At 70.5% G+C, this 18,157-nt stretch carries 17 protein-coding genes; 10 read left to right on the top strand and 7 right to left on the bottom strand.

From position 1 onward, the window contains the following. Nucleotides 1-1,012, bottom strand: a 1,012-nt coding sequence (locus MTBUT4_RS05255) for a polysaccharide deacetylase family protein (RefSeq protein ID WP_173978613.1), incomplete at its 3' end; no start/stop codon positions are given. Nucleotides 1,013-1,106: 94 nt separating this feature from the next. On the opposite strand from MTBUT4_RS05255, the gene MTBUT4_RS05250 reads away from it, so the two are divergent. Beyond that, complete coding sequence (locus tag MTBUT4_RS05250; protein WP_173978612.1) at nt 1,107-1,709, top strand: malonic semialdehyde reductase; 603 nt, start codon at nt 1,107-1,109, stop codon at nt 1,707-1,709. Between the two features lie 102 nt (nt 1,710-1,811). Here MTBUT4_RS05250 and MTBUT4_RS05245 read toward each other — a convergent pair whose 3' ends face one another. Next, complete coding sequence (locus MTBUT4_RS05245; RefSeq protein WP_173978611.1) at nt 1,812-3,038, bottom strand: UbiH/UbiF/VisC/COQ6 family ubiquinone biosynthesis hydroxylase; 1,227 nt, start codon at nt 3,036-3,038, stop codon at nt 1,812-1,814. 281 nt (nt 3,039-3,319) lie between these two features. Between MTBUT4_RS05245 and MTBUT4_RS05240 the strand changes: the two genes are divergently transcribed. Next, entirely contained in the window at nt 3,320-3,658 is a 339-nt protein-coding gene (locus MTBUT4_RS05240) for a P-II family nitrogen regulator (protein ID WP_173978610.1), read from the top strand. A gap of 92 nt (nt 3,659-3,750) precedes the next feature. On the opposite strand, the gene MTBUT4_RS05235 is transcribed toward MTBUT4_RS05240, so the two are convergent. Continuing rightward, nucleotides 3,751-4,308, bottom strand: a complete 558-nt coding sequence (locus MTBUT4_RS05235) for a class I SAM-dependent methyltransferase (RefSeq protein ID WP_173978609.1) — start codon at nt 4,306-4,308, stop codon at nt 3,751-3,753. A 285-nt stretch (nt 4,309-4,593) separates the two neighbouring features. Here MTBUT4_RS05235 and MTBUT4_RS05230 point away from each other — a divergent pair, with 285 nt between their 5' ends. The 5 genes from MTBUT4_RS05230 to MTBUT4_RS05210 all read left to right on the top strand — a co-directional run bounded on the left by MTBUT4_RS05230 (nt 4,594) and on the right by MTBUT4_RS05210 (nt 11,506). Beyond that, nucleotides 4,594-5,931, top strand: a complete 1,338-nt coding sequence (locus tag MTBUT4_RS05230) for an ammonium transporter (protein ID WP_173978608.1) — start codon at nt 4,594-4,596, stop codon at nt 5,929-5,931. 113 nt (nt 5,932-6,044) lie between these two features. Further along, a complete protein-coding gene (locus MTBUT4_RS05225; protein WP_173978607.1) occupies nt 6,045-7,205 on the top strand; it encodes an aminotransferase class I/II-fold pyridoxal phosphate-dependent enzyme in 1,161 nt (386 codons plus the stop codon). An 8-nt stretch (nt 7,206-7,213) separates the two neighbouring features. Further along, on the top strand, nt 7,214-9,607 hold the full coding sequence (locus tag MTBUT4_RS05220) for a DNA translocase FtsK 4TM domain-containing protein (protein ID WP_173978606.1): 2,394 nt from the start codon (nt 7,214-7,216) through the stop codon (nt 9,605-9,607). Nucleotides 9,608-9,660: 53 nt separating this feature from the next. Beyond that, the gene (locus tag MTBUT4_RS05215) at nt 9,661-10,317 is read left to right on the top strand and encodes an outer membrane lipoprotein carrier protein LolA (RefSeq protein ID WP_254434745.1); all 657 of its coding nucleotides are present in this window, start codon (nt 9,661-9,663) and stop codon (nt 10,315-10,317) included. A 400-nt stretch (nt 10,318-10,717) separates the two neighbouring features. Beyond that, nucleotides 10,718-11,506, top strand: coding sequence for an exodeoxyribonuclease III (locus tag MTBUT4_RS05210; protein ID WP_173978605.1), 789 nt, complete (start codon nt 10,718-10,720; stop codon nt 11,504-11,506). A gap of 7 nt (nt 11,507-11,513) precedes the next feature. Here MTBUT4_RS05210 and MTBUT4_RS05205 read toward each other — a convergent pair whose 3' ends face one another. From MTBUT4_RS05205 to hrcA, 3 genes are all read right to left on the bottom strand, one after another. Continuing rightward, nucleotides 11,514-12,683, bottom strand: coding sequence for a sorbosone dehydrogenase family protein (locus MTBUT4_RS05205; protein ID WP_173978604.1), 1,170 nt, complete (start codon nt 12,681-12,683; stop codon nt 11,514-11,516). A 124-nt stretch (nt 12,684-12,807) separates the two neighbouring features. Next, complete coding sequence (gene grpE / locus MTBUT4_RS05200) at nt 12,808-13,422, bottom strand: nucleotide exchange factor GrpE (protein WP_173978603.1); 615 nt, start codon at nt 13,420-13,422, stop codon at nt 12,808-12,810. 16 nt (nt 13,423-13,438) lie between these two features. Then, nucleotides 13,439-14,494: a heat-inducible transcriptional repressor HrcA gene (hrcA, locus tag MTBUT4_RS05195; protein ID WP_173978602.1), complete on the bottom strand. Its 1,056-nt coding sequence runs from the start codon at nt 14,492-14,494 to the stop codon at nt 13,439-13,441. Between the two features lie 131 nt (nt 14,495-14,625). Here hrcA and rph point away from each other — a divergent pair, with 131 nt between their 5' ends. From rph to hemW, 3 genes are all read left to right on the top strand, one after another. Continuing rightward, the gene (gene rph / locus MTBUT4_RS05190) at nt 14,626-15,345 is read left to right on the top strand and encodes a ribonuclease PH (protein ID WP_173978601.1); all 720 of its coding nucleotides are present in this window, start codon (nt 14,626-14,628) and stop codon (nt 15,343-15,345) included. After that, nucleotides 15,342-15,938, top strand: coding sequence for an RdgB/HAM1 family non-canonical purine NTP pyrophosphatase (rdgB, locus tag MTBUT4_RS05185; RefSeq protein ID WP_173978600.1), 597 nt, complete (start codon nt 15,342-15,344; stop codon nt 15,936-15,938). The genes rph and rdgB overlap by 4 nt, the downstream gene beginning before the upstream one ends. A gap of 77 nt (nt 15,939-16,015) precedes the next feature. Continuing rightward, entirely contained in the window at nt 16,016-17,146 is a 1,131-nt protein-coding gene (gene hemW, locus MTBUT4_RS05180) for a radical SAM family heme chaperone HemW (protein ID WP_173978599.1), read from the top strand. A gap of 3 nt (nt 17,147-17,149) precedes the next feature. Here the strand turns inward: hemW and cbiB are convergent, their stop codons facing one another. Then, nucleotides 17,150-18,151 (bottom strand): adenosylcobinamide-phosphate synthase CbiB, encoded by a 1,002-nt coding sequence (gene cbiB / locus MTBUT4_RS05175; protein ID WP_173978598.1) that lies wholly within the window; start codon nt 18,149-18,151, stop codon nt 17,150-17,152. Between the last annotated feature and the right edge of the window lie 6 nt (nt 18,152-18,157).

Below are 18,157 nucleotides of genomic sequence, written 5' to 3'. Positions count from 1 at the left end.
AAGGCACGTAGAACTGCCAGCCGAACCAGCGCCGGCGGCCGTCCAGCGAGGGGGCGGTGCAGTTGATGCGGCCGCGGCCCTGGGGGAAGGGGGTGAGCACGCGGACCTCGACGCGCGGCCCCAGCCGTTCGGTCAGCGCCCGCCCCTCGTGCGAGGCGAAGCAGGCCAGGTGCTCGAGTCCCGGCACCTCCTCGGCCAGGGTGAAGCCGAAATGGGGCGGGTTGGCGCCCAGCTTGGGGTCGGCAGGGGTGACGTCGACGGCCGGCAGCGGCAGGGTGCGCACCACCAGCCGGAAGCGTTCGATTTCGCCATAGGTCTCGTTCAGCGCGAAACGCGGCAGGAACCAGCGGTCGGAGCGGTTCCAGGCCGGCCCCGAATGCTGGCCGAAGGCGGCGCGGTAGCCGGCGTCGCGGACCAGCGCGGCGGCTTCGCGGCTCATCTCGCCGTAGGGCCAGGCGAACAGGTCGGGGGCGGCATTCAGCTCGGCGATGAAGCGGGCGTGGGCGCGGGCCAGGTCGTCGGCGATGCTGGCGGCGGACAGCGCCGGCAGGTGCGGGTGCCCGGCGCCCTGGCTGGCGATGGTGACCAGGCCCGACCGGGCCAGTTCCCGCAGCTGGTCCCAGCTCATGTACTCGGCGCCGCCGCGGTCGATCTCGTCGGTCACCACGAACACGGTGAACGGCAGCCCGGCCGCCTTGAGACGCGGCCAGGCGTGGTCCCACACCGACCGCCAGGCGTCGTCGATGGTGATGGCCACCGCCTTGTCGGGCAGCGGGCGGCCGCGGATCAGGGCATCGACCACCGCGGGCAAGGGCAGCACCGCATAGCCGCCGCCCTTCAGCTCGGCGATGTGGGCGTCGAGCTGGTCGAGGCGTATGTTGGCGGTGGGGAAGCGCTCGTCGGCGAAGCGGAAATAGGCCAGCACCACCGCCGAATCCGCCGCTCGCGCGGCGCCCGCACCAAGGACCGCCGCCAGCGCCAGAACCATCCCCGCGAACAAGGACCGTCGCATTACCCCTTATCCCCCGCCGCCGTCTCGCCTACATTTCAGGGGCGTTTCCGCAACCCGGCGGCGACGCGTGACGTTGTACGACAGGAGAACGGCGATGACTACCCCGGTTACGGGTCCGGTTGAGGGCGCGGCCCTGGATACCCTGTTCCTGGCCGCCCGCACCCACATCCAGTGGCAGGACCGACCGGTTCCCGAGGCGCTGCTGCGGCGCGCCTGGGATCTGGCGCGGATGGGGCCGAGTTCGGCCAATTGCCAGCCGCTGCGCGTGGTCTTCGTGCGCTCGCCCGAGGCCAAGGCCAGGCTGCGCCCGGCCCTGATGCCGGGCAACGTGGACAAGACCATGGCGGCGCCGGTGACCGCCATCCTGGCCCACGATCTCGAATTCCACGACAAGCTGCCGGTGCTGTTCCCGCACGCCGATGCCCGGTCGTGGTTCGCCGGCAACGAGCCGCTGATCCAGGCCACCGCCTTCCGCAACGCCACCCTGCAGGCCGGATACCTGCTGCTGGCGCTGCGCGCCGTCGGACTCGATTGCGGCCCCATGAGCGGCTTCGACAACGCGGCGGTGGACCAGGCCTTTTTCGCCGGCACGCCGCTGCGCTCCAATTTCCTGATGAACATCGGCTACGGCGATGCCTCGGCCCTGTTCCCGCGCGGTCCGCGGCTGGAGTTCGACGAGGCGTGCAGGGTGGAGTGAAATTAAATAAGAATATATATTCACCACGAAGACACAAAGGACACGAAGGAAAGAACAATTAATTCTTCGTGTTCTTTGTGTCTTCGTGGTGAACCCTTATCTTTATAATACTTCCCCCCGCATCATGCGGGGCAGGTCGCCGACCACGCCCATGGCGTGGCGCATGAATGTCTTCTTGAGGCCCGGCATCCGCTCCACCGCCGCCAGGCCGAGGTCGCGGGCCAGCCTGAGCGGGCCGACATCGTTGGAGAACAGGCGCACCAGCGCGTCGGTCAGGCCCAGCATCAGCAGGTTGTCGAAGCGGCGCCAGCGCTGATAGCCGGCCAGCACGTCGGGGCCGCCCACATCCAGGCCCAGGCGGGCGGCATCGACCACCGCCTCGGCCAAAGCGGCGACATCGCGGATGCCCATGTTCATGCCCTGCCCGGCCACCGGGTGCATGCCGTGGGCGGCATCGCCGATCAGCGCCAGGCGGCGGCAGACCGCCCGCTCCGCCACCTGCAGGGTGAGCGGGTAGTGGAAGCGCGGCCCGGCCAGGGCGATGGGTCCCAGGAAATCGCCGAAGCGGGTCTCCAGCTCGGCCAGGAAGCCGGCATCGTCCTGGCCGACGATGGCATCGGCCAGGTGCAGCCGCTCGGTCCACACGATGGACGAGCGGTTGCCGGTCATGGGCAGGATGGCGAAGGGCCCCGAGGGCAGGAAGCGTTCATGGGCGATGCCGCGATGGGGCTGCTGGTGCGCCACCGTGGTGACGATCCCCGACTGCCCGTAGCCGAGGCGGTTGACGCCGATTGCGGCAGACTTGCGCACGAAGGAGGCGCGGCCGTCGGCGCCGACCACCAGCGCCGCCCGCAGGGTGCGGCCGTCGGCCAGGGTGATCGTGGCCCCGCCGGGGCCGCGCTCCACCGCCGCCGCCCGCGCCGGCGCCGCCACATGGGCGGCGGGCAGGGCGGCCAGGCGCTGGTGGACGGCGCGGCGGATGGTGGTGTTCTCGACGATCCAGCCGAACGGCGCCTCGCCCAGGGCGGCGTGGTCGTAATGCAGGAACAGCGGCGAAGCGCCGTCGGTGACCCGGATCTCGAGGATCGGCTGCGCCTCGGGTGCCATCAGCGGCCACACCCCGGCGCCGTCGAACACCCGCTGCGCCGACAGCGCCACCGCGATGGCGCGGCCGTCGGTGCCGGGGCGGCCCAGCTCGGCCGGGTCGGCGGCCTCGATCAGCGCCACCGAGACGCCGGACTGGGCCAGGGCGCAGGCGGCGAGGCCACCCACCGGGCCACCGCCGATCACCGCCACATCGACACGCTTGGGAAGGGAGAAGTCGTTCATGCCCGAAGATGTGCCACCGCAGACGGATTCGTGCAAGCGCACGCCGTGGCAAACGTGCAAGCGCACGAAACAGGCAAAGGCGGCGCCGGCAGCCCATGTTTTGTGCATTTGCCCGCCGCTGGCGGCGCCGGACCCCTGGCGGGGCGCGCTTTCGGCGGTTCGGCACGGCTCTTGAAAGGGAGGATGACGCGGAAGGACGCAAGACGGCTTGCGGCCCGATCAACCGGTGGCGCCCCCTGACGGCGGGGCAGGTGCCGCCCAGCCAGCAATGGGGATCCCAGATGAAGCTGATCATGGCCATCATCAAGCCCTTCAAGCTCGACGAGGTGCGCGAGGCGCTCACCCCCCTCGGGGTGCAGGGCCTCACCGTCAGCGAGGTCAAGGGCTTCGGTCGGCAGAAGGGCCAGACCGAAATCTATCGCGGCGCCGAGTACGTGGTGAATTTCCTGCCCAAGGTGAAGATCGAGGTGGCCGTCAACGACGACATCGCCGATCGCGTGGTCGAGGCGATCCAGACCGCCGCCCGCACCGGCAAGATCGGCGACGGCAAGATCTTCGTCACCGAGATCTCCCAGGCCTACCGCATCCGCACCGGCGAAGCCAACGCCGAAGCGCTGTAGGACGGTTCCGGTCCTTCCCTCCGTCCCCCCGGGTCCGTCCCGGGGGGCCGTCGCGGGCTTCCTGACGCGGGCGACCGGCGCGGGTTGCCGGGTCAGGCGACCTTGCGCAGGGTGATGAAGATCTCTTCGATCACGTTGTTGTAGGTGTCGGCGGCTTCGCGCACCTGCGCCTGCGTCCAGCGTTCCCGCTCCGCCCGCTGCGCCCAGGCCGGCGCCAGCCGGTTGCGCACCTGCGTCACCTCGAAATCCACCTCCAGCACCGTCGCCAGCTGCGAATGGGGCGTGCCGGCGCGCTCGAACTCGGCGCAGTTCTTCCTCGACATCAACTGGAACATGGCCGGGGTGATGGCGCGGACATGGGTGGGGTCGCCCAGGAACAGGTCGCTGCGCGGGTGCGGCACGGTGATCTCGGCCACTCCGCCGGGCTTGAGCACGCGGTAGAGCTCGCGGATGATGGCCAGGAACACCTCGGTGCTCTGGCCCAGATGCTCGAGCACGTGGTGCAGCACGATCTCATCGACGGCGCCATCGGGGAACGGCCACGGCGGCGCCTCCAGGTCGACCACCCTGTCGGGGGCGAAGGTGGCGTACTTGTCGACGTTGACGTAGCCCGGTCGCCGGTCGCGGCCGCACCCCAGATTGAGCTTCATGGAAACCTCCGTGGGGGGAGCTTATCACCGCCGTCCGGTCGCTTCCAGCCGGCCCGCCTATGCCTAATTCCAGTGCAGCACCCCCGAACGCTGCCCAAATCCTGCACAATTTGCGGCAATTCCCTGGGGTCGCGACCGCCAGTACCCCGCACAAAGGCCCGATCGGCCGGGTGGCACGGTTTTTGTTAGGTATGAGCCATCGTGCCGGCCCGGGGTCCCCCCTCCTCCTCCCAGGGGCCCCGGTGCCGGCGGACCAATGCAAGACGAGCCGCTTCGGGGGTACCCATGAACCATCGTTTGAAGAGAGTAGTTGCAGGGGCCGTGCCGGCGCTGGCCGCCCTGCTTGTCGCCTCGGCCGGCATGGCCCAGGAAGCCGCACCGGCCGCCGAGGCCGCCGCCGAGGCCGCCGCCGCCGCGCCGACGCTTGATTCCGGTTCCACCGCGTGGATGCTCACCTCCACCGCCCTGGTGCTGCTGATGACCATCCCGGGCCTGGCCCTGTTCTACGGCGGCATGGTCCGCAAGAAGAACATCCTCGGCACCATGATGCAGAGCTTCGCCATCGCCGCCGTGGTGTCGGTGCTGTGGGTGGTCATCGGCTACTCGCTGGCCTTCGCGTCCGGCAACCCCTATGTGGGTGGTCTCGAGAAGGTGCTGCTGGCCGGCATCGGCATCGACGCCCTGACCGGCGTCATCCCCGAGACGGTGTTCATCGTCTTCCAGATGACCTTCGCCATCATCACCCCGGCGCTGATCACCGGCGCCTTCGCCGACCGCATGAAGTTCTCCTCCATGCTGGTGTTCAGCAGCCTGTGGCTGCTGGTGGTCTACGCCCCCATCTGCCACTGGGTGTGGGGCGGCGGCTTCCTCGCCTCCGACGGCGTGCTCGACTATGCCGGCGGCACCGTGGTGCACATCAACGCCGGCGTCGCCGGCCTGGTGGCGGCCATCGTGCTCGGCCCGCGCAAGGGCTACGGCACCGACAACATGGCGCCGCACAACCTGTCGCTGTCGCTGATCGGCGCCTCGCTGCTGTGGGTCGGCTGGTTCGGCTTCAACGCCGGTTCGGCCGCCGCGGCCGATGGCCGCGCCGGCATGGCCATGCTGGTGACCCAGGTCGCCGCCGCCGCCGCCGCGCTGTCGTGGATGTTCACCGAGTGGCTGCTGCGCAAGAAGCCCAGCGCGCTGGGTGCCATCTCGGGCGCCGTCGGCGGTCTGGTCGCCATCACCCCGGCCTCGGGTTTCGTGGGTGCGGGCGGCGCGCTGATCATCGGTGCGGTTGCCGGTATCGCCTGCTACTGGGGCGCCACCTGGCTGAAGCACACCTTCAAGTACGATGACAGCCTCGACGCCTTCGGCGTGCACGGCATCGGCGGCATCGTCGGCGCCATCCTGACCGGTGTCTTCGCGGTCGAGGCGATCGGCGGCACCCCGGGCCTGCTGGAAGGCAATGCCGGCCAGGTGGTGACCCAGGCCTACGGCATCGTCGCCACCATCGTGTGGTGCGCGGTGGCCAGCTTCGTGCTGCTGAAGCTGATCGACATGGTGATGGGCCTGCGGGTCTCCGCCGAGGAAGAGCGCGAAGGCCTCGACCTTGCCCAGCACGGTGAAAGCATCCACTGATCCCGTCACCGGGACGAGGTGGGACGGGGGCGCGGCTTCGGCCGCGCCCCTTCTCTTTGTGCGGCTTCTGTTTCCCATGGGCGCCTGGGCCGGAATGGGTTAGAACCAAGGCCATGCTGAACGCGCGGCTCGAACAGCTCACCGATTATCCGTTCCAGCGCCTGGCCGACCTGCTGGGCGGCCCGGCGCGCGCCGATTCCGTCGTCATGTCCATCGGCGAGCCGCAGCATCCGCCGCCGGCCCTGGTGGCCGAGACCCTGGCGGCCCAGGCCGGGCTGTGGGGCAAGTATCCGCCGGCCAACGGCTCGGCCGATTTCCGCGCCGCCGTGGTGGAGTGGCTGAACCGCCGCTTCCGCCTGCCCGCCGGCCTGGTCGATGCCGAGCGCGCCGTGCTGCCGGTGGCCGGCACCCGCGAGGCGCTCTACCTGATCGCCCAGACCGTCTGCACGCCGGGGCACAGGCGCGCCGCGGTGCTGCTGCCCAATCCGTTCTATCAGGTCTATGTCGGCGCCGCGGTGATGGCCGGGGCCGAGCCGGTCTTCGTGCCGGGCGCCGCCGGCCCCCATTCGCAGCCCGATTATGCCGCCTTGCCCGGGGCGCTGCTGGACCGGGTCGAGCTGGCCTATCTGTGCAACCCGGCCAATCCGCAAGGGGCGGTGGCCGACCTCGACCACCTGAAGCGCGCCATCGGGCTGGCGCGCGAGCACGGCTTCGTGCTGGCGGTGGACGAATGCTATTCCGAGATCTGGGACGGCGCCGAGCCGGCCGGGGCGCTGGCCGCCTGCGCCGCCCTCGGCGGCGGCCTGGACAACGTGCTGGTGTTCCATTCCCTGTCCAAGCGTTCCAGCGTGCCCGGCCTGCGCTCCGGCTTCGTCGCCGGCGACCCGCGCCTGATCGCCGCCTTCCAGCGCCTGCGCGCCTATGGCGGGCCGGCGACGCCGCTGCCCATCCTGGCCGCCGCCGCCCGGCTGTGGCGGGACGAGGCCCATGTGGACGAGAACCGCGCCCTCTACCGCGCCAAGCTGGATCTGGCCGAGCGGCACCTGAGCGGCCGCTTCGGCTTCGTCCGCCCGCCCGGCGGCTTCTTCCTGTGGCTGGACGTCGGCGACGGCGAGGCGGCGGCGCTGAAGCTGTGGCGGCAGGCCGGCATCCGGGTGCTGCCGGGGCGCTACCTGTCGCGGGACGGAATCGGCGACCGCTTCATCCGGGTGGCGCTGGTGCACGATCTGGAGACCACCGACCGGGCCCTGGCCCGCCTCGCCGAGGTGCTGTAGGGGACGACATGGCGGTTGCGAAGCGGGTGGATCGGGCCAAGTTCCTGCCGCAGGGGGCGGTGGAGGCGCTGCGCCGCCTGCTGATCCGCATGGGCGGCGTCGCCCTGCTGCTGCTGGCCGGCCTCGCCGCCGCCGCCCTGATCACCGCCAATCCCGCCGATCCTTCGTTCAACACCGCCGTCGATGCCCCCGTCGTCAACGTCCTCGGCCGCCCCGGCGCCACCCTGGCCGACCTGCTGACCCAGTTGTTCGGGCTGTCCGGCGGGCTGGCGGTGGCGGTGCTGGCGGTGTGGGGCCTCAAGGTCGCCATCCGGGCCGAGCCGCCCCCGGCCTGGGCGTGGCGGGTGGCGGCGCTGCCCCTGGCGGTGCTGCTGTGGGCGGTGGCCTTCGCCGGCGCGCCGCCGCTGGCGCTGCTGCCGGGGATTTCCGGCGGCGCCCTCGGCCAGGTGGCGCTGGCCGGCGCCGCCCGGCTGGTGCCGCCCGACCTGGCCTGGACCCTGTCGGCGGCGGCCGCCGCATTGGGCCTGGCGGCACTGGTGTTCTGCGTCGGTCTGTCGCCCTCGGATCTGGCCGGGCTGAACCGGGCCGGCAAGCGGTCGGTGCGGGTGGCGGTGGCCACCGGCCATGCCGCCGCCGCCCTGGCCCGCCACGCCGAGGGCATCGCCGCCGAGCGCCGCCGTGCCATGGAGCCGCGTCTGGAGGTGCCGCCGGCGCCCATGGCCGACGACGACGACGACCCCTTCGTCCCCGCCCCGGCGGCCGAGGCGGACGACGACGAGTTCGAACGCTTTCCCCAGCCCGGCGCCCTGGTCGAGCCCAAGCGGCCGCCGCCGGCCGCCGGCAAGCGCGAGCGCGAATCGCGCCAGGGCAAGCTCGACCTGGGGGGCAAGCTGGCGCCCGGCTACGAGATGCCGCCGCTGGACCTGCTGGCGCCGGCCCCGCCGCAGGCCGCCACCCACGTCAACCCCGACGGCCTGGCCGGCAACGCCAGGATGCTGGAGAACGTGCTCGAGGATTTCGGCGTCAACGGCAAGGTGGTGAAGGTCCGCCCCGGCCCGGTGGTGACCCTGTACGAGCTGGAGCCGGCCCCCGGCACCAAGACCAGCCGGGTGATCGGCCTGGCCGACGACATCGCGCGGTCCATGAGCGCGCTGTCGGTGCGCATCGCCACCATCCCCGGCCGCTCGGTGATCGGCATCGAGCTGCCCAATTCCCGGCGCGAGACGGTCTACCTGCGCGAGCTGCTGGCCGCCGAGGCCTACGAGAAGGCGGCGGCCAAGCTGACCCTGGTGCTGGGCAAGGACATCGGCGGCGCCCCGGTGATGGTCGATCTCGCCCGCATGCCGCACCTGCTCATCGCCGGCACCACCGGCTCGGGCAAGTCGGTGGCGGTCAACACCATGATCCTGTCCCTGCTCTACCGCCTGACCCCGGCCGAATGCCGGCTGATCATGATCGACCCCAAGATGCTGGAGCTGTCGGTCTATGACGGCATTCCGCACCTGCTGGCGCCGGTGGTGACCGAACCGGGCAAGGCGGTGGTGGCGCTGAAATGGGCGGTCCGCGAGATGGAGGACCGCTACCGCGCCATGAGCCAGCTGGGGGTGCGCAACATCGCCGGCTACAACCAGCGCCTGGACGAGGCCCGGGCGCGGGGCGAGCAGCTGACCCGCACGGTGCAGACCGGCTTCGATCCCGATACCGGCAAGCCGCTCTACGAGGACCAGCTGCTCGACCTGAAGCCGCTGCCCTTCATCGTGGTCATCGTCGACGAGATGGCCGATCTGATGCTGGTGGCCGGCAAGGACATCGAGGCGGCGGTGCAGCGCCTGGCCCAGATGGCGCGCGCCGCCGGCATCCACCTCATCATGGCCACCCAGCGCCCCAGCGTCGATGTCATCACCGGCACCATCAAGGCCAATTTCCCCACCCGCATCTCGTTCCAGGTCACGAGCAAGATCGATTCCCGCACCATTCTGGGGGAGCAGGGGGCGGAACAGTTGCTGGGCCAGGGCGACATGCTGTACATGGCGGCCGGCGGTCGCATCACCCGCGTCCACGGCCCCTTCGTCTCGGACCAGGAGGTGGAGAAGGTGGTCGATCACCTGCGGGCTCAGGGCGAGCCCGATTACGTCGAATCGGTGACCGAGGAGGAGGACGGCGATTTCGGCGGCGGCTCCGGTTCGGGCGGCGGCTCGGGCGACGACCTCTACGACCAGGCGGTGGCGGTGGTGGCCCGCGAGGGCAAGGCCTCGACCAGTTTCATCCAGCGCCACCTGCAGATCGGCTACAACCGCGCCGCCCGGCTGATCGAGCGCATGGAAGCGGAAGGGGTGGTGGGCAAGCCCAACCATGTGGGCAAGCGCGAGGTGCTGGCGCGCAGCACCCGGGACGAATACTGAATGCCGCCACATTTTCCGGTTGGACTGACCCGGGTGTGGCCTGGAGGTGATGAATGAGCGTTTCCCTTTCCCGGCGCCTGATGCTGACGGCCGGCCTGGCCGCGCTGCTGGCGGCCCCCGCCTGGGCCGCTTCCCCGCGCAAGGCGCCGTTGTCGGCCCAGGATCGCGCCGACATCGCCCGCGCCGAGGCCTATCTCAACGCCATCACCACCCTGAAGGCGCGCTTCGTCCAGTTCTCGCCCAACGGCGCGCAGGTCGAGGGCACCGCCTATTTCTCGCGGCCGGGCAAGATGCGGCTGCAATACGACCCGCCCTCGCCGGTGCTGGTGGTGGCCGACGGCACCTTCCTCATCGTCCACGACAGCGAACTGGGCGAACCCAGCTACATCCCGCTGAACTCGACCCCGGCCGGCATCCTGGTGCGCGAGAACGTGCAGCTGGACGGCAAGGACGTCACCGTCACCCGCATCGGGCGGCGCCCCGGCGTGCTCGAGGTGTCCATGGTGGAATCCGACGATCCCGGCCAGGGCGAGATCACCCTGGTGTTCTCGGACCGTCCGTTCGCGCTGCGCCAGTGGCGGGTGGTGGACGCCCAGGGCCAGACCACCGTGGTGTCGCTGTTCGACGCCCAGGCCGGCATCGCCCTGGACAAGACCCTGTTCGAGTTCAAGGATCCCAACTTCACCAAGCTGAAGCTGCGCGACGGCTGAGCCTGATATGCGTATGACGCATATGTGGTATGCTTTTCGTGCAATACTGAAGTCGCCCCGTCGCCCCCACTTCCTCTGTAGACGGTCACGGTCGCAACGGCCGTGACCCGTGGGGTAGGTCTCCCCTGCCGACCCCACGCTCCGCACGGAGCACCCCGGGCGTCCGGCTACCCCCCTGGCCGGACGCCCACTTATTTTGCCCTCAGGCGTTTAGTCTGCCCTCAGGCGCCGGGCGGGATGCTCCGCATCCCTTGGCTTTCCTCCGCTTCCCTCCTCCGCTCCCGCTCCGTCGTCGCTCCGGGTGCCCGAGAAACTCCCTCCCCCCTTGCGGGGGAGGGATGGGGTGGGGGGTAGGGCGGCGCCGCTTGGAAGGTGCCTCCGCCCGTGCTACATCCCGGCCATGCGCCTGGTCACCTGGAACATCAATTCCATCCGCCTTCGCTTCGAGCTGCTGCGCGACGTCGCCGAGACCCTGCGGCCCGACGTGCTGTGCCTGCAGGAGACCAAGGTCGTCGACGCGCTGTTCCCCGCCGAAGCCTGCCGCGACCTGGGTTTCCCCCACCTCGCCTTCCACGGCATGAAGGGCTACAACGGCGTCGCCATCCTGTCCAAGCTGCCCATCGAGGACACCGCCACACCGGGCTGGTGCGACCGCACCGATTGCCGCCACCTGGTGGCGCGCATCGCGGGCGCCGAAGTGCATTGCCTTTATGTCCCCGCCGGCGGCGACGTCCCCAACGTGGATGCCAACCCGAAATTCGCCCACAAGCTCGATTTCCTGAAGCAGGTCACCGCCTGGTACGCCGGCACCTACAAGCCCGGCGACCGGGTCATCCTGGCCGGCGACCTCAACATCGCGCCGCTGGAAACCGATGTCTGGTCGCACAAGCAGCTGCTGGGCGTGGTCAGCCACACCCCGGTCGAAGTGGAGGCGCTGGCCGGGCTGCGGGACTCGCTGGGCTGGGTCGATGCGGTGCGTCACTTCGTGCCGCCCGGCGAGCGGCTCTACACCTGGTGGAGCTACCGCTCGCCCGACTGGAGCGTCAACGACCGCGGCCGGCGCCTCGACCACGTCTGGGTCACCCCGGCTTTGGCGGGCGGCCTGCGCTCGGCCCTGGTGGCGCGGGAATGCCGGTCGTGGCCGCAGCCCTCGGACCACGTGCCGGTGCTGGTCGACATCGACCTGTGACCCCTGCTCACTCCCGTTCGATCCGCCACACCGTGCGGCCGGCATCGTCGGCGATGTAAAGAACCCGACCGGAAGCGGCGGCGATGCCCACCGGGCGGCCCCACACCGCATGATCCGAGACCATGAAGCCCGAGGCGAACACCTCGTAATGGCCCACCGGGCGGTTGCCCGAGAACGGCACCCGGGCGACGAAATAGCCGATGGGTTCCGAGCGATTCCACGAGCCGTGCAACCCGACATAGGCGTCGCCGCCCAGGAAGGCCAGCCCCAGCGGCGCCGAATGGGAGCGGAACAGCAAATCGGGCACCCGCGCCGCCGCCACCTTGTCCGGCGCCTTGGCGGCCAGGTCCGGCTGGGGATGGCTGCCGATATAGGAATAAGGCCAGCCGTAGAAGCCGCCCTCGACCACCCGGGTCAGGTAGTCGGGCACCAGCTCGTCGCCCAGCCCGTCGCGCTCGTTGACCACCGTCCACAGCTCGGCCGAGCCGGGGCGAAAGGCGATGCCGACGGGATTGCGCAGGCCGGCGGCGAAGGTGCGCCCGCCCGACCCGTCCGGGGCGAATTCCCGGACCGTGGCGCGCGGTTCGGCCTCGACGCCCACATTGCCGCGCGAGCCGATGCCCACATACAGGCGCCGCCCGTCGGGGGCGATGGCCAGCGACCGGGTGGAATGGCCGCGATCGTCGCCCAGCGCGCCCTCCGGGGTGACCCGCGTGCGCCCCTCGGCCCGGGTCAGGCCCGGCCGCCAGGCCATGCGCCACACCGCCTTGGTGTCGGCGACCCACACCGCGCCGTCGTGCAAGGCCAGCCCGAACGGCCCGGCCAGTCCGGTGGCGAAGGTGTCGCGCCGCTCGGCCCGGCCGTCGCCGTCCGCATCCTCCAGCCGGGTCAGCTTGTCGGCATGCTGCTCGGCGACCAGGACGGCGCCATCGGGCAGGACCATCAGGTTGCGCGGATGATCGAGGCCCTCGGCGAACAGGCTGGCGCGCCAGCCGGCCGGGACCCTCAGCGCGGCCCCGGGCGGGCGCGGCACGATATCGGCGGGATTGGCCGCCGATGGGGTGGCATGGGGTGCCGGCAGTGCCGCCGGATCGACGCGGAAGCGGGTCCCCGGCGCAGGATCGGCGGCCAGCGCCGGAACGGACATCAGCAGCACAACAGCCAGCAGCCGACGCATGGGGCACCTCGCGACCGAACGTCCATTCAGTGAACCACAAAGGCACAAAGGACACGAAGGACCACGAAGAAATTTCCTTCCCCTTCCTTCGTGCCCTTTGTGCCTTCGTGGTGAAATTACTTTTCTACACGCTGGTATCCACCTGCTCGCCCGGGGGCGACTTCGGGCCACCTCGCGAGACGCCGACCAGGGCCGGGCGCAGCAGGCGTTCGTGGATCAGGTAGCCGGCCTGCATCACCATCACCACCGTGCCTTCCGGCTGGCTGGCATCCTCGACCTCCATCATGGCCTGGTGGACGTTGGGGTCGAAGCGGGCGCCCATGGCCGGCACCGGCTTGATGCCGTAGCGCTCCAGGGTGGCCAGGGTCTCGCGCTCGGTCATCTCGATGCCGACGGTCAGGGTGTTGGCGATGTCGTTGCCCTCGCGCGCCGCCGGCGGCACCGCGTCCAGGGCGCGGCGCAGATTGTCGGCCACCGTCAGCACGTCCTTGGCGAACTGGGCGACGGCGAACCGGCCGCGATCCTCGGCCTGGGTCTCCAGGCGGCGGCGCACGTTCTCGGTCTCGGCGCGGGCGTACAGCACCTCGTTCTTCAGGCGGGCGATCTCGGCCTCCAGCTCGGCGATGCCCGGCGCGGCGGCCGCAGCCGGCGGCGCCTCGGGCGCGGCCTCGGGCTGGGCTGCCGGTTCGGGCTGGGTCTCGGGCTGCGCCTCGGGGGTGACGGGATGCTCCTGGGTCATGGTCTCTCTTCTCTGGTTAGCCGATCAGGCGCCCGACCACCTTGGCGGTGTAGTCCACCATCGGGATGATGCGGGCGAAGTTGAGGCGCTGCGGGCCGATGACGCCGATGGCGCCGATGATGCGTTCGCGGGCGTCGTGATAGGGGGCGACGATCATGGAACAGCCGGTGACGCCGAACAGCTCGTTCTCCGAGCCGATGAAGATCTGCACGCCCTCGGCGGTGCCGGTGAGGTCGAGCAGGCGCAGGAACCGCTCCGAGGTTTCCAGCGCCTCGAACAGGCCGCGGATGCGTTCCAGGTCCTCGACCGCGGTGATGTCGTCGAGCAGGTGGGACTGGCCGCGCACGATCAGCGCCGAGCGGGCGCCGTCGCCGCTCCAGGTCGCCAGCCCGGCCTCGATCACCCGCTGGGTCAGCTCGTCGAGCTGGTGGCGCTGCAGCTCCAGCTCGCCCAGGACCTCCTCGCGGACCTCGTCCAGGGAGCGCCCGGCCAGGCGGTGGTTGAGGTAGTTGGTGGCCTCGACCAGGGCCGAGGGCTCGACCCCGTCGGGCAGGTCGAGGATGCGGTTCTCCACCAGCCCGCCCTCGGTGACCAGCACCACCAGGCAGCGGCCATGGCCCAGCCAGACGAATTCGATGTGCTTCAGCGAGCGTTGGGTCTTCGGCGCCGCCACCACGCCGGCGCAACGCGACAGGCCCGACAGGGTGCCGATGGCCTCGCCCAGCACCTGCTCGATGCTCTTGCCGGCCGCCCGGCACTGGGCGTCGATGGCCGAACGCTCGTCCTCGGGCAGGCCGCCGATTTCCAGCAGGCCGTTGACGAACATCCGCATGCCGGCCTGGGTCGGCAGCCGCCCGGCCGAGGTGTGGGGGGCGTAGAGCAGTCCGAGATCCTCGAGATCGGCCATGACGTTGCGGATGGTGGCGGGCGACAGCGCGACCGGCAGCCGGCGCGACAGCGTGCGCGAGCCGATGGGCTCGCCGGTGTGCACATAGGCCTCGACGATATGGCGGAATATCTCGCGCGAGCGTTCGTTCAGCTCGGTGATGACGGGGCCTGCGCCGCGGATCATGGTTCAAACCCTTGAATGCCGCCCGGAATCTAGTGAGCAACCGGGGGGCCGTCAACTTGGGGGGTTCCCCTGGCCCCATGGTGCCGCTAGTTTCCCTCCACAGTCACCCCACCCAAGGACCATCCCTCGCCATGAGACCCTCCGGCCGCGCTCCCGACCAGCTCCGCACCATCATCCTCGAACCGGGCTTTTCCAAGCACGCCGAGGGATCGTGCCTGGCCAGGTTCGGCGATACCCACGTCCTGTGCACCGCCTCGGTGGAGGAACGGGTGCCGCCCTTCCTGCGCAATACCGGCAAGGGCTGGGTCACCGCCGAATACGGCATGCTGCCGCGCTCGACCCATTCGCGCACCGATCGCGAGGCCGCCAAGGGCAAGCAATCGGGCCGCACCCACGAGATCCAGCGCCTCATCGGGCGCTCCATGCGCGCCGTCACCGATCTGGTGGCCATGGGCGAAATGCAGGTCAAGATCGACTGCGACGTGCTGCAGGCCGATGGCGGCACCCGCACCGCCTCCATCACCGGTGCCTATGTGGCGCTGCACCTGGCCTTCCAGAAGCTGGTGGGCATGGGCAAGCTCGCCGCGGTGCCGCTGGTCGATCAGGTCGCCGCCATCTCGTGCGGCCTGTACGAGGGCGTGGCGGTGGCCGATCTGGATTATGCCGAGGATTCCACCGCCCAGGCCGACGCCAATTTCGTGCTGACCGGCGCGGGTGGCATCGTCGAGGTCCAGGGCACCGCCGAGGACCGCCCGTTCAGCCGCGACCAGTTCTCCGCCCTGATGGCGCTGGCGGAAAAGGGCGTGGCCGAGCTGGTGGCCCATCAGAAGAAGGCGCTGGGGCTGGCATGAGCCGGAAGTTCGACGGCGGCAGGCTGGTCATCGCCAGCCACAATGCCGGCAAGGTGCGCGAGATCGGCGAGCTGCTGGCCCCGTTCGGGGTCGAGGTGGTCTCGGCCGGTGCGCTGGGTCTGGACGAGCCGGAGGAGACCGGCACCACCTTCGTCGCCAATGCCGAGCTGAAGGCCCGCGCCGCCGCGACCGCCGCCAACCTGCCTGCCCTGGCCGACGATTCCGGGCTGGCGGTGGATTCCTTAAGCGGCGATCCCGGCATCTATTCGGCCCGCTGGGCCGGCCCGGCCAAGGATTTCGCCGCCGCCATGGCGTTGGTGCACGAGCGGATGGGCGCCGCCCCCGACCGCACCGCCCGCTTCGTCTGCGCCCTCGCCTTGGCCTGGCCCGACGGCCATTGCGAAACATTCGAGGGCACAGTGGAAGGCGACATCGTGTGGCCGCCCCGGGGCTCGAAGGGCTTCGGCTACGACCCCATCTTCCAGGCCAAGGGCGAGTCCATCACCTTCGCCGAGAAAGAGCCCGCGGAAAAGCACGCCATCAGCCACCGGGCCGATGCTTTCGCCAAGCTGGTGGCGGGGTGCTTCAAATAGGAGCACCACAAAGACACAAAGGACACGAAGAGCCACTAAGCTTTGTGCCCTTTGTGTCTTTGTGGTGAATTGATCCGATGTTCGGCATCTACGTCCACTGGCCGTTCTGCCTGTCCAAGTGCCCCTATTGCGACTTCAACAGCCACGTCGCCGAGTCCGTCGACCATCCCCGCTGGCGCGCCGCGCTGCTGCGGGAACTGGCGTGGTTCGCGGCGCTGAAGCCGGGCGCGACCGTCACCTCGGTGTTCTTCGGCGGCGGCACCCCCAGCCTGATGGAGCCGGCCACGGTGGCCGCCCTCCTCGACGCGGTGGCCGGGCATTGGAAGCTGGCCGACGACCTCGAAATCACCCTGGAAGCCAATCCCGGCGCCGCCGAGGCCGGGCGCTTCCGCGATTTCCGGGCGGCGGGCGTCAATCGCCTGTCGCTGGGGGTGCAGGCGCTGGACGATTCGGCGCTGCGGGCGCTGGGTCGCCGCCACGACCTGGCCGAGGCGCTGGCCGCCCTTGACCTGGCCGCCGGCACCTTCGGCCGCTTCAGCTTCGACCTCATCTATGCCCGCCCCGGCCAGACCGTGACGGCGTGGGAAGCCGAGCTGGGCCGCGCCCTGGCGCTGGCCGGCGACCATCTGTCGCTGTACCAGCTGACCATCGAGGAAGGCACCGCCTTCTTCCCCCTGCAGGCCCGCGGCGCGCTGGTGCTGCCCGACGAGGATACCGCCGCCGGGCTGTTCGAGCTGACCCAGCGCATGTGCGCCGCCGCCGGCCTGCCCGCCTACGAGGTCTCCAACCACGCCCGGCCGGGCGGCGAAAGCCGCCACAACCTGACCTATTGGCGCGGCGGCGACTATGTCGGCATCGGCCCCGGCGCCCATGGCCGCCTGAACCGCCAGGCCTTGCGCCAGCACCGCGCCCCCGAGGCGTGGCTGAACGGGGTCGAGCGCGACGGCCACGCCACCAGGGCGCGCGAGGCGCTGGACCCGGAGACGCGGGCCGAGGAACTGGTGATGATGGGCCTGCGCCTGACCGCCGGCATCGACGCCGCGACGTTCGAAGCGGCCGCCGAATTGCCGCTGGCTTCGGTGGTGAATGCGCAAGCGGTGGAGCGGCTGGCCGAAGCCGGGCTGGTGGAACGCACCAAAGTCGGCCTTCGCGCCACCCCGGCCGGCATGCTGCTGCTCAACCGAGTGATTGCGGAGCTGTTGAGCTAACTTTTACAGCACCACCCGCAGCCACAGCGCCAGCGCCACCAGGCCGATGTCGAGCAGGCAGGCGGCGACGAACAGGTGGAGCGCGCGGTCGATGTCGGCCACATTGGCCCGCGCCCGGCCCGAGCCGATCCATTTCTCGTCGACGGTCAGGCCGGGATATTTGCGCGGTCCCGCCAGGGCGAGCCCGAGCGCCCCGGCCATGGCCGCTTCGGGCCAGCCTGAATTGGGCGAGCGGTGGTTGCCGGCATCGCGGATCATGGTCACCAGCGACCGCCACGGATTGCCCTTGGCGGCGAACAGCGAGGCCAGCACGATGATCAGCCCGGCCAGCCGCGCCGGCACCAGGTTCATCCCGTCGTCCAGCCGCGCCGCCACCATGCCGAAGGCGCGGTAGCGGTCGTTGCGGTGGCCGATCATGCTGTCCAGGGTGTTGACCGTCTTGTAGACCAGCATGCCGGGCAGCCCGAACAGCAGGTACCAGAACACCGGGGCCACCACCGCGTCGGCGAAGTTCTCGGCCAGGCTTTCGATGGCGGCGCGGGCCACCCCATGCTCGTCCAGGCTTTGCGGGTCGCGGCCGACGATGCGCGAGACGGCGTAGCGGCCGGCCTCCAGTCCGTTGCCCTGAAGCGCCCGGGCGACGTCGTCCACATGCTCGAACAGCCCCTTCTGCGCCACCAGGGTGGCGGCGACGAACACCTCGAGCAGCCAGGCATGGGGAAAGGCGCGGGCGAGGAAGGCCAGACCGAAGCCGATGGCGGCGGCTCCCGTCACCATCACCGCCACCGTCAGCAGGCCGCGGCGGCGCCGGGCCGCCTCGCTCCGTTCCGGGCGGTTGAGGCGCTTTTCCAGCCAGGCGATGGCGTTGCCGATCACCACCACCGGGTGCGGCAGGCGGCGGAACAGCCAGCCCATCTCGCCGGCCACGGCATCGAGGCCGAGGGCGAGGAACAGCATGAACAGGGCGTCGGGGGCGTGGCCGAACTGGGTGCCGAAGGGAAGCATGGCGGG

This window comes from Magnetospirillum sp. UT-4, assembly GCF_902729435.1.
GTDB lineage: Bacteria > Pseudomonadota > Alphaproteobacteria > Rhodospirillales > Magnetospirillaceae > Magnetospirillum.
This window is presented reverse-complemented; position numbering and strand designations above follow the sequence as displayed.

Bases quoted from the DNA above. Each gene is read 5' to 3' on its own strand.
- MTBUT4_RS05250 (WP_173978612.1), top strand. From the start codon at position 1,107: ATGACTACCCCGGTTACGGGTCCGGTTGAGGGCGCGGCCCTGGATACC.
- MTBUT4_RS05245 (WP_173978611.1), bottom strand. From the start codon at position 3,038: ATGAACGACTTCTCCCTTCCCAAGCGTGTCGATGTGGCGGTGATCGGC.
- MTBUT4_RS05240 (WP_173978610.1), top strand. From the start codon at position 3,320: ATGAAGCTGATCATGGCCATCATCAAGCCCTTCAAGCTCGACGAGGTG.
- MTBUT4_RS05235 (WP_173978609.1), bottom strand. From the start codon at position 4,308: ATGAAGCTCAATCTGGGGTGCGGCCGCGACCGGCGACCGGGCTACGTC.
- MTBUT4_RS05230 (WP_173978608.1), top strand. From the start codon at position 4,594: ATGAACCATCGTTTGAAGAGAGTAGTTGCAGGGGCCGTGCCGGCGCTG.
- MTBUT4_RS05225 (WP_173978607.1), top strand. From the start codon at position 6,045: ATGCTGAACGCGCGGCTCGAACAGCTCACCGATTATCCGTTCCAGCGC.
- MTBUT4_RS05220 (WP_173978606.1), top strand. From the start codon at position 7,214: ATGGCGGTTGCGAAGCGGGTGGATCGGGCCAAGTTCCTGCCGCAGGGG.
- MTBUT4_RS05215 (WP_254434745.1), top strand. From the start codon at position 9,661: ATGAGCGTTTCCCTTTCCCGGCGCCTGATGCTGACGGCCGGCCTGGCC.
- MTBUT4_RS05210 (WP_173978605.1), top strand. From the start codon at position 10,718: ATGCGCCTGGTCACCTGGAACATCAATTCCATCCGCCTTCGCTTCGAG.
- MTBUT4_RS05205 (WP_173978604.1), bottom strand. From the start codon at position 12,683: ATGCGTCGGCTGCTGGCTGTTGTGCTGCTGATGTCCGTTCCGGCGCTG.
- grpE (WP_173978603.1), bottom strand. From the start codon at position 13,422: ATGACCCAGGAGCATCCCGTCACCCCCGAGGCGCAGCCCGAGACCCAG.
- hrcA (WP_173978602.1), bottom strand. From the start codon at position 14,494: ATGATCCGCGGCGCAGGCCCCGTCATCACCGAGCTGAACGAACGCTCG.
- rph (WP_173978601.1), top strand. From the start codon at position 14,626: ATGAGACCCTCCGGCCGCGCTCCCGACCAGCTCCGCACCATCATCCTC.
- rdgB (WP_173978600.1), top strand. From the start codon at position 15,342: ATGAGCCGGAAGTTCGACGGCGGCAGGCTGGTCATCGCCAGCCACAAT.
- hemW (WP_173978599.1), top strand. From the start codon at position 16,016: ATGTTCGGCATCTACGTCCACTGGCCGTTCTGCCTGTCCAAGTGCCCC.
- cbiB (WP_173978598.1), bottom strand. From the start codon at position 18,151: ATGCTTCCCTTCGGCACCCAGTTCGGCCACGCCCCCGACGCCCTGTTC.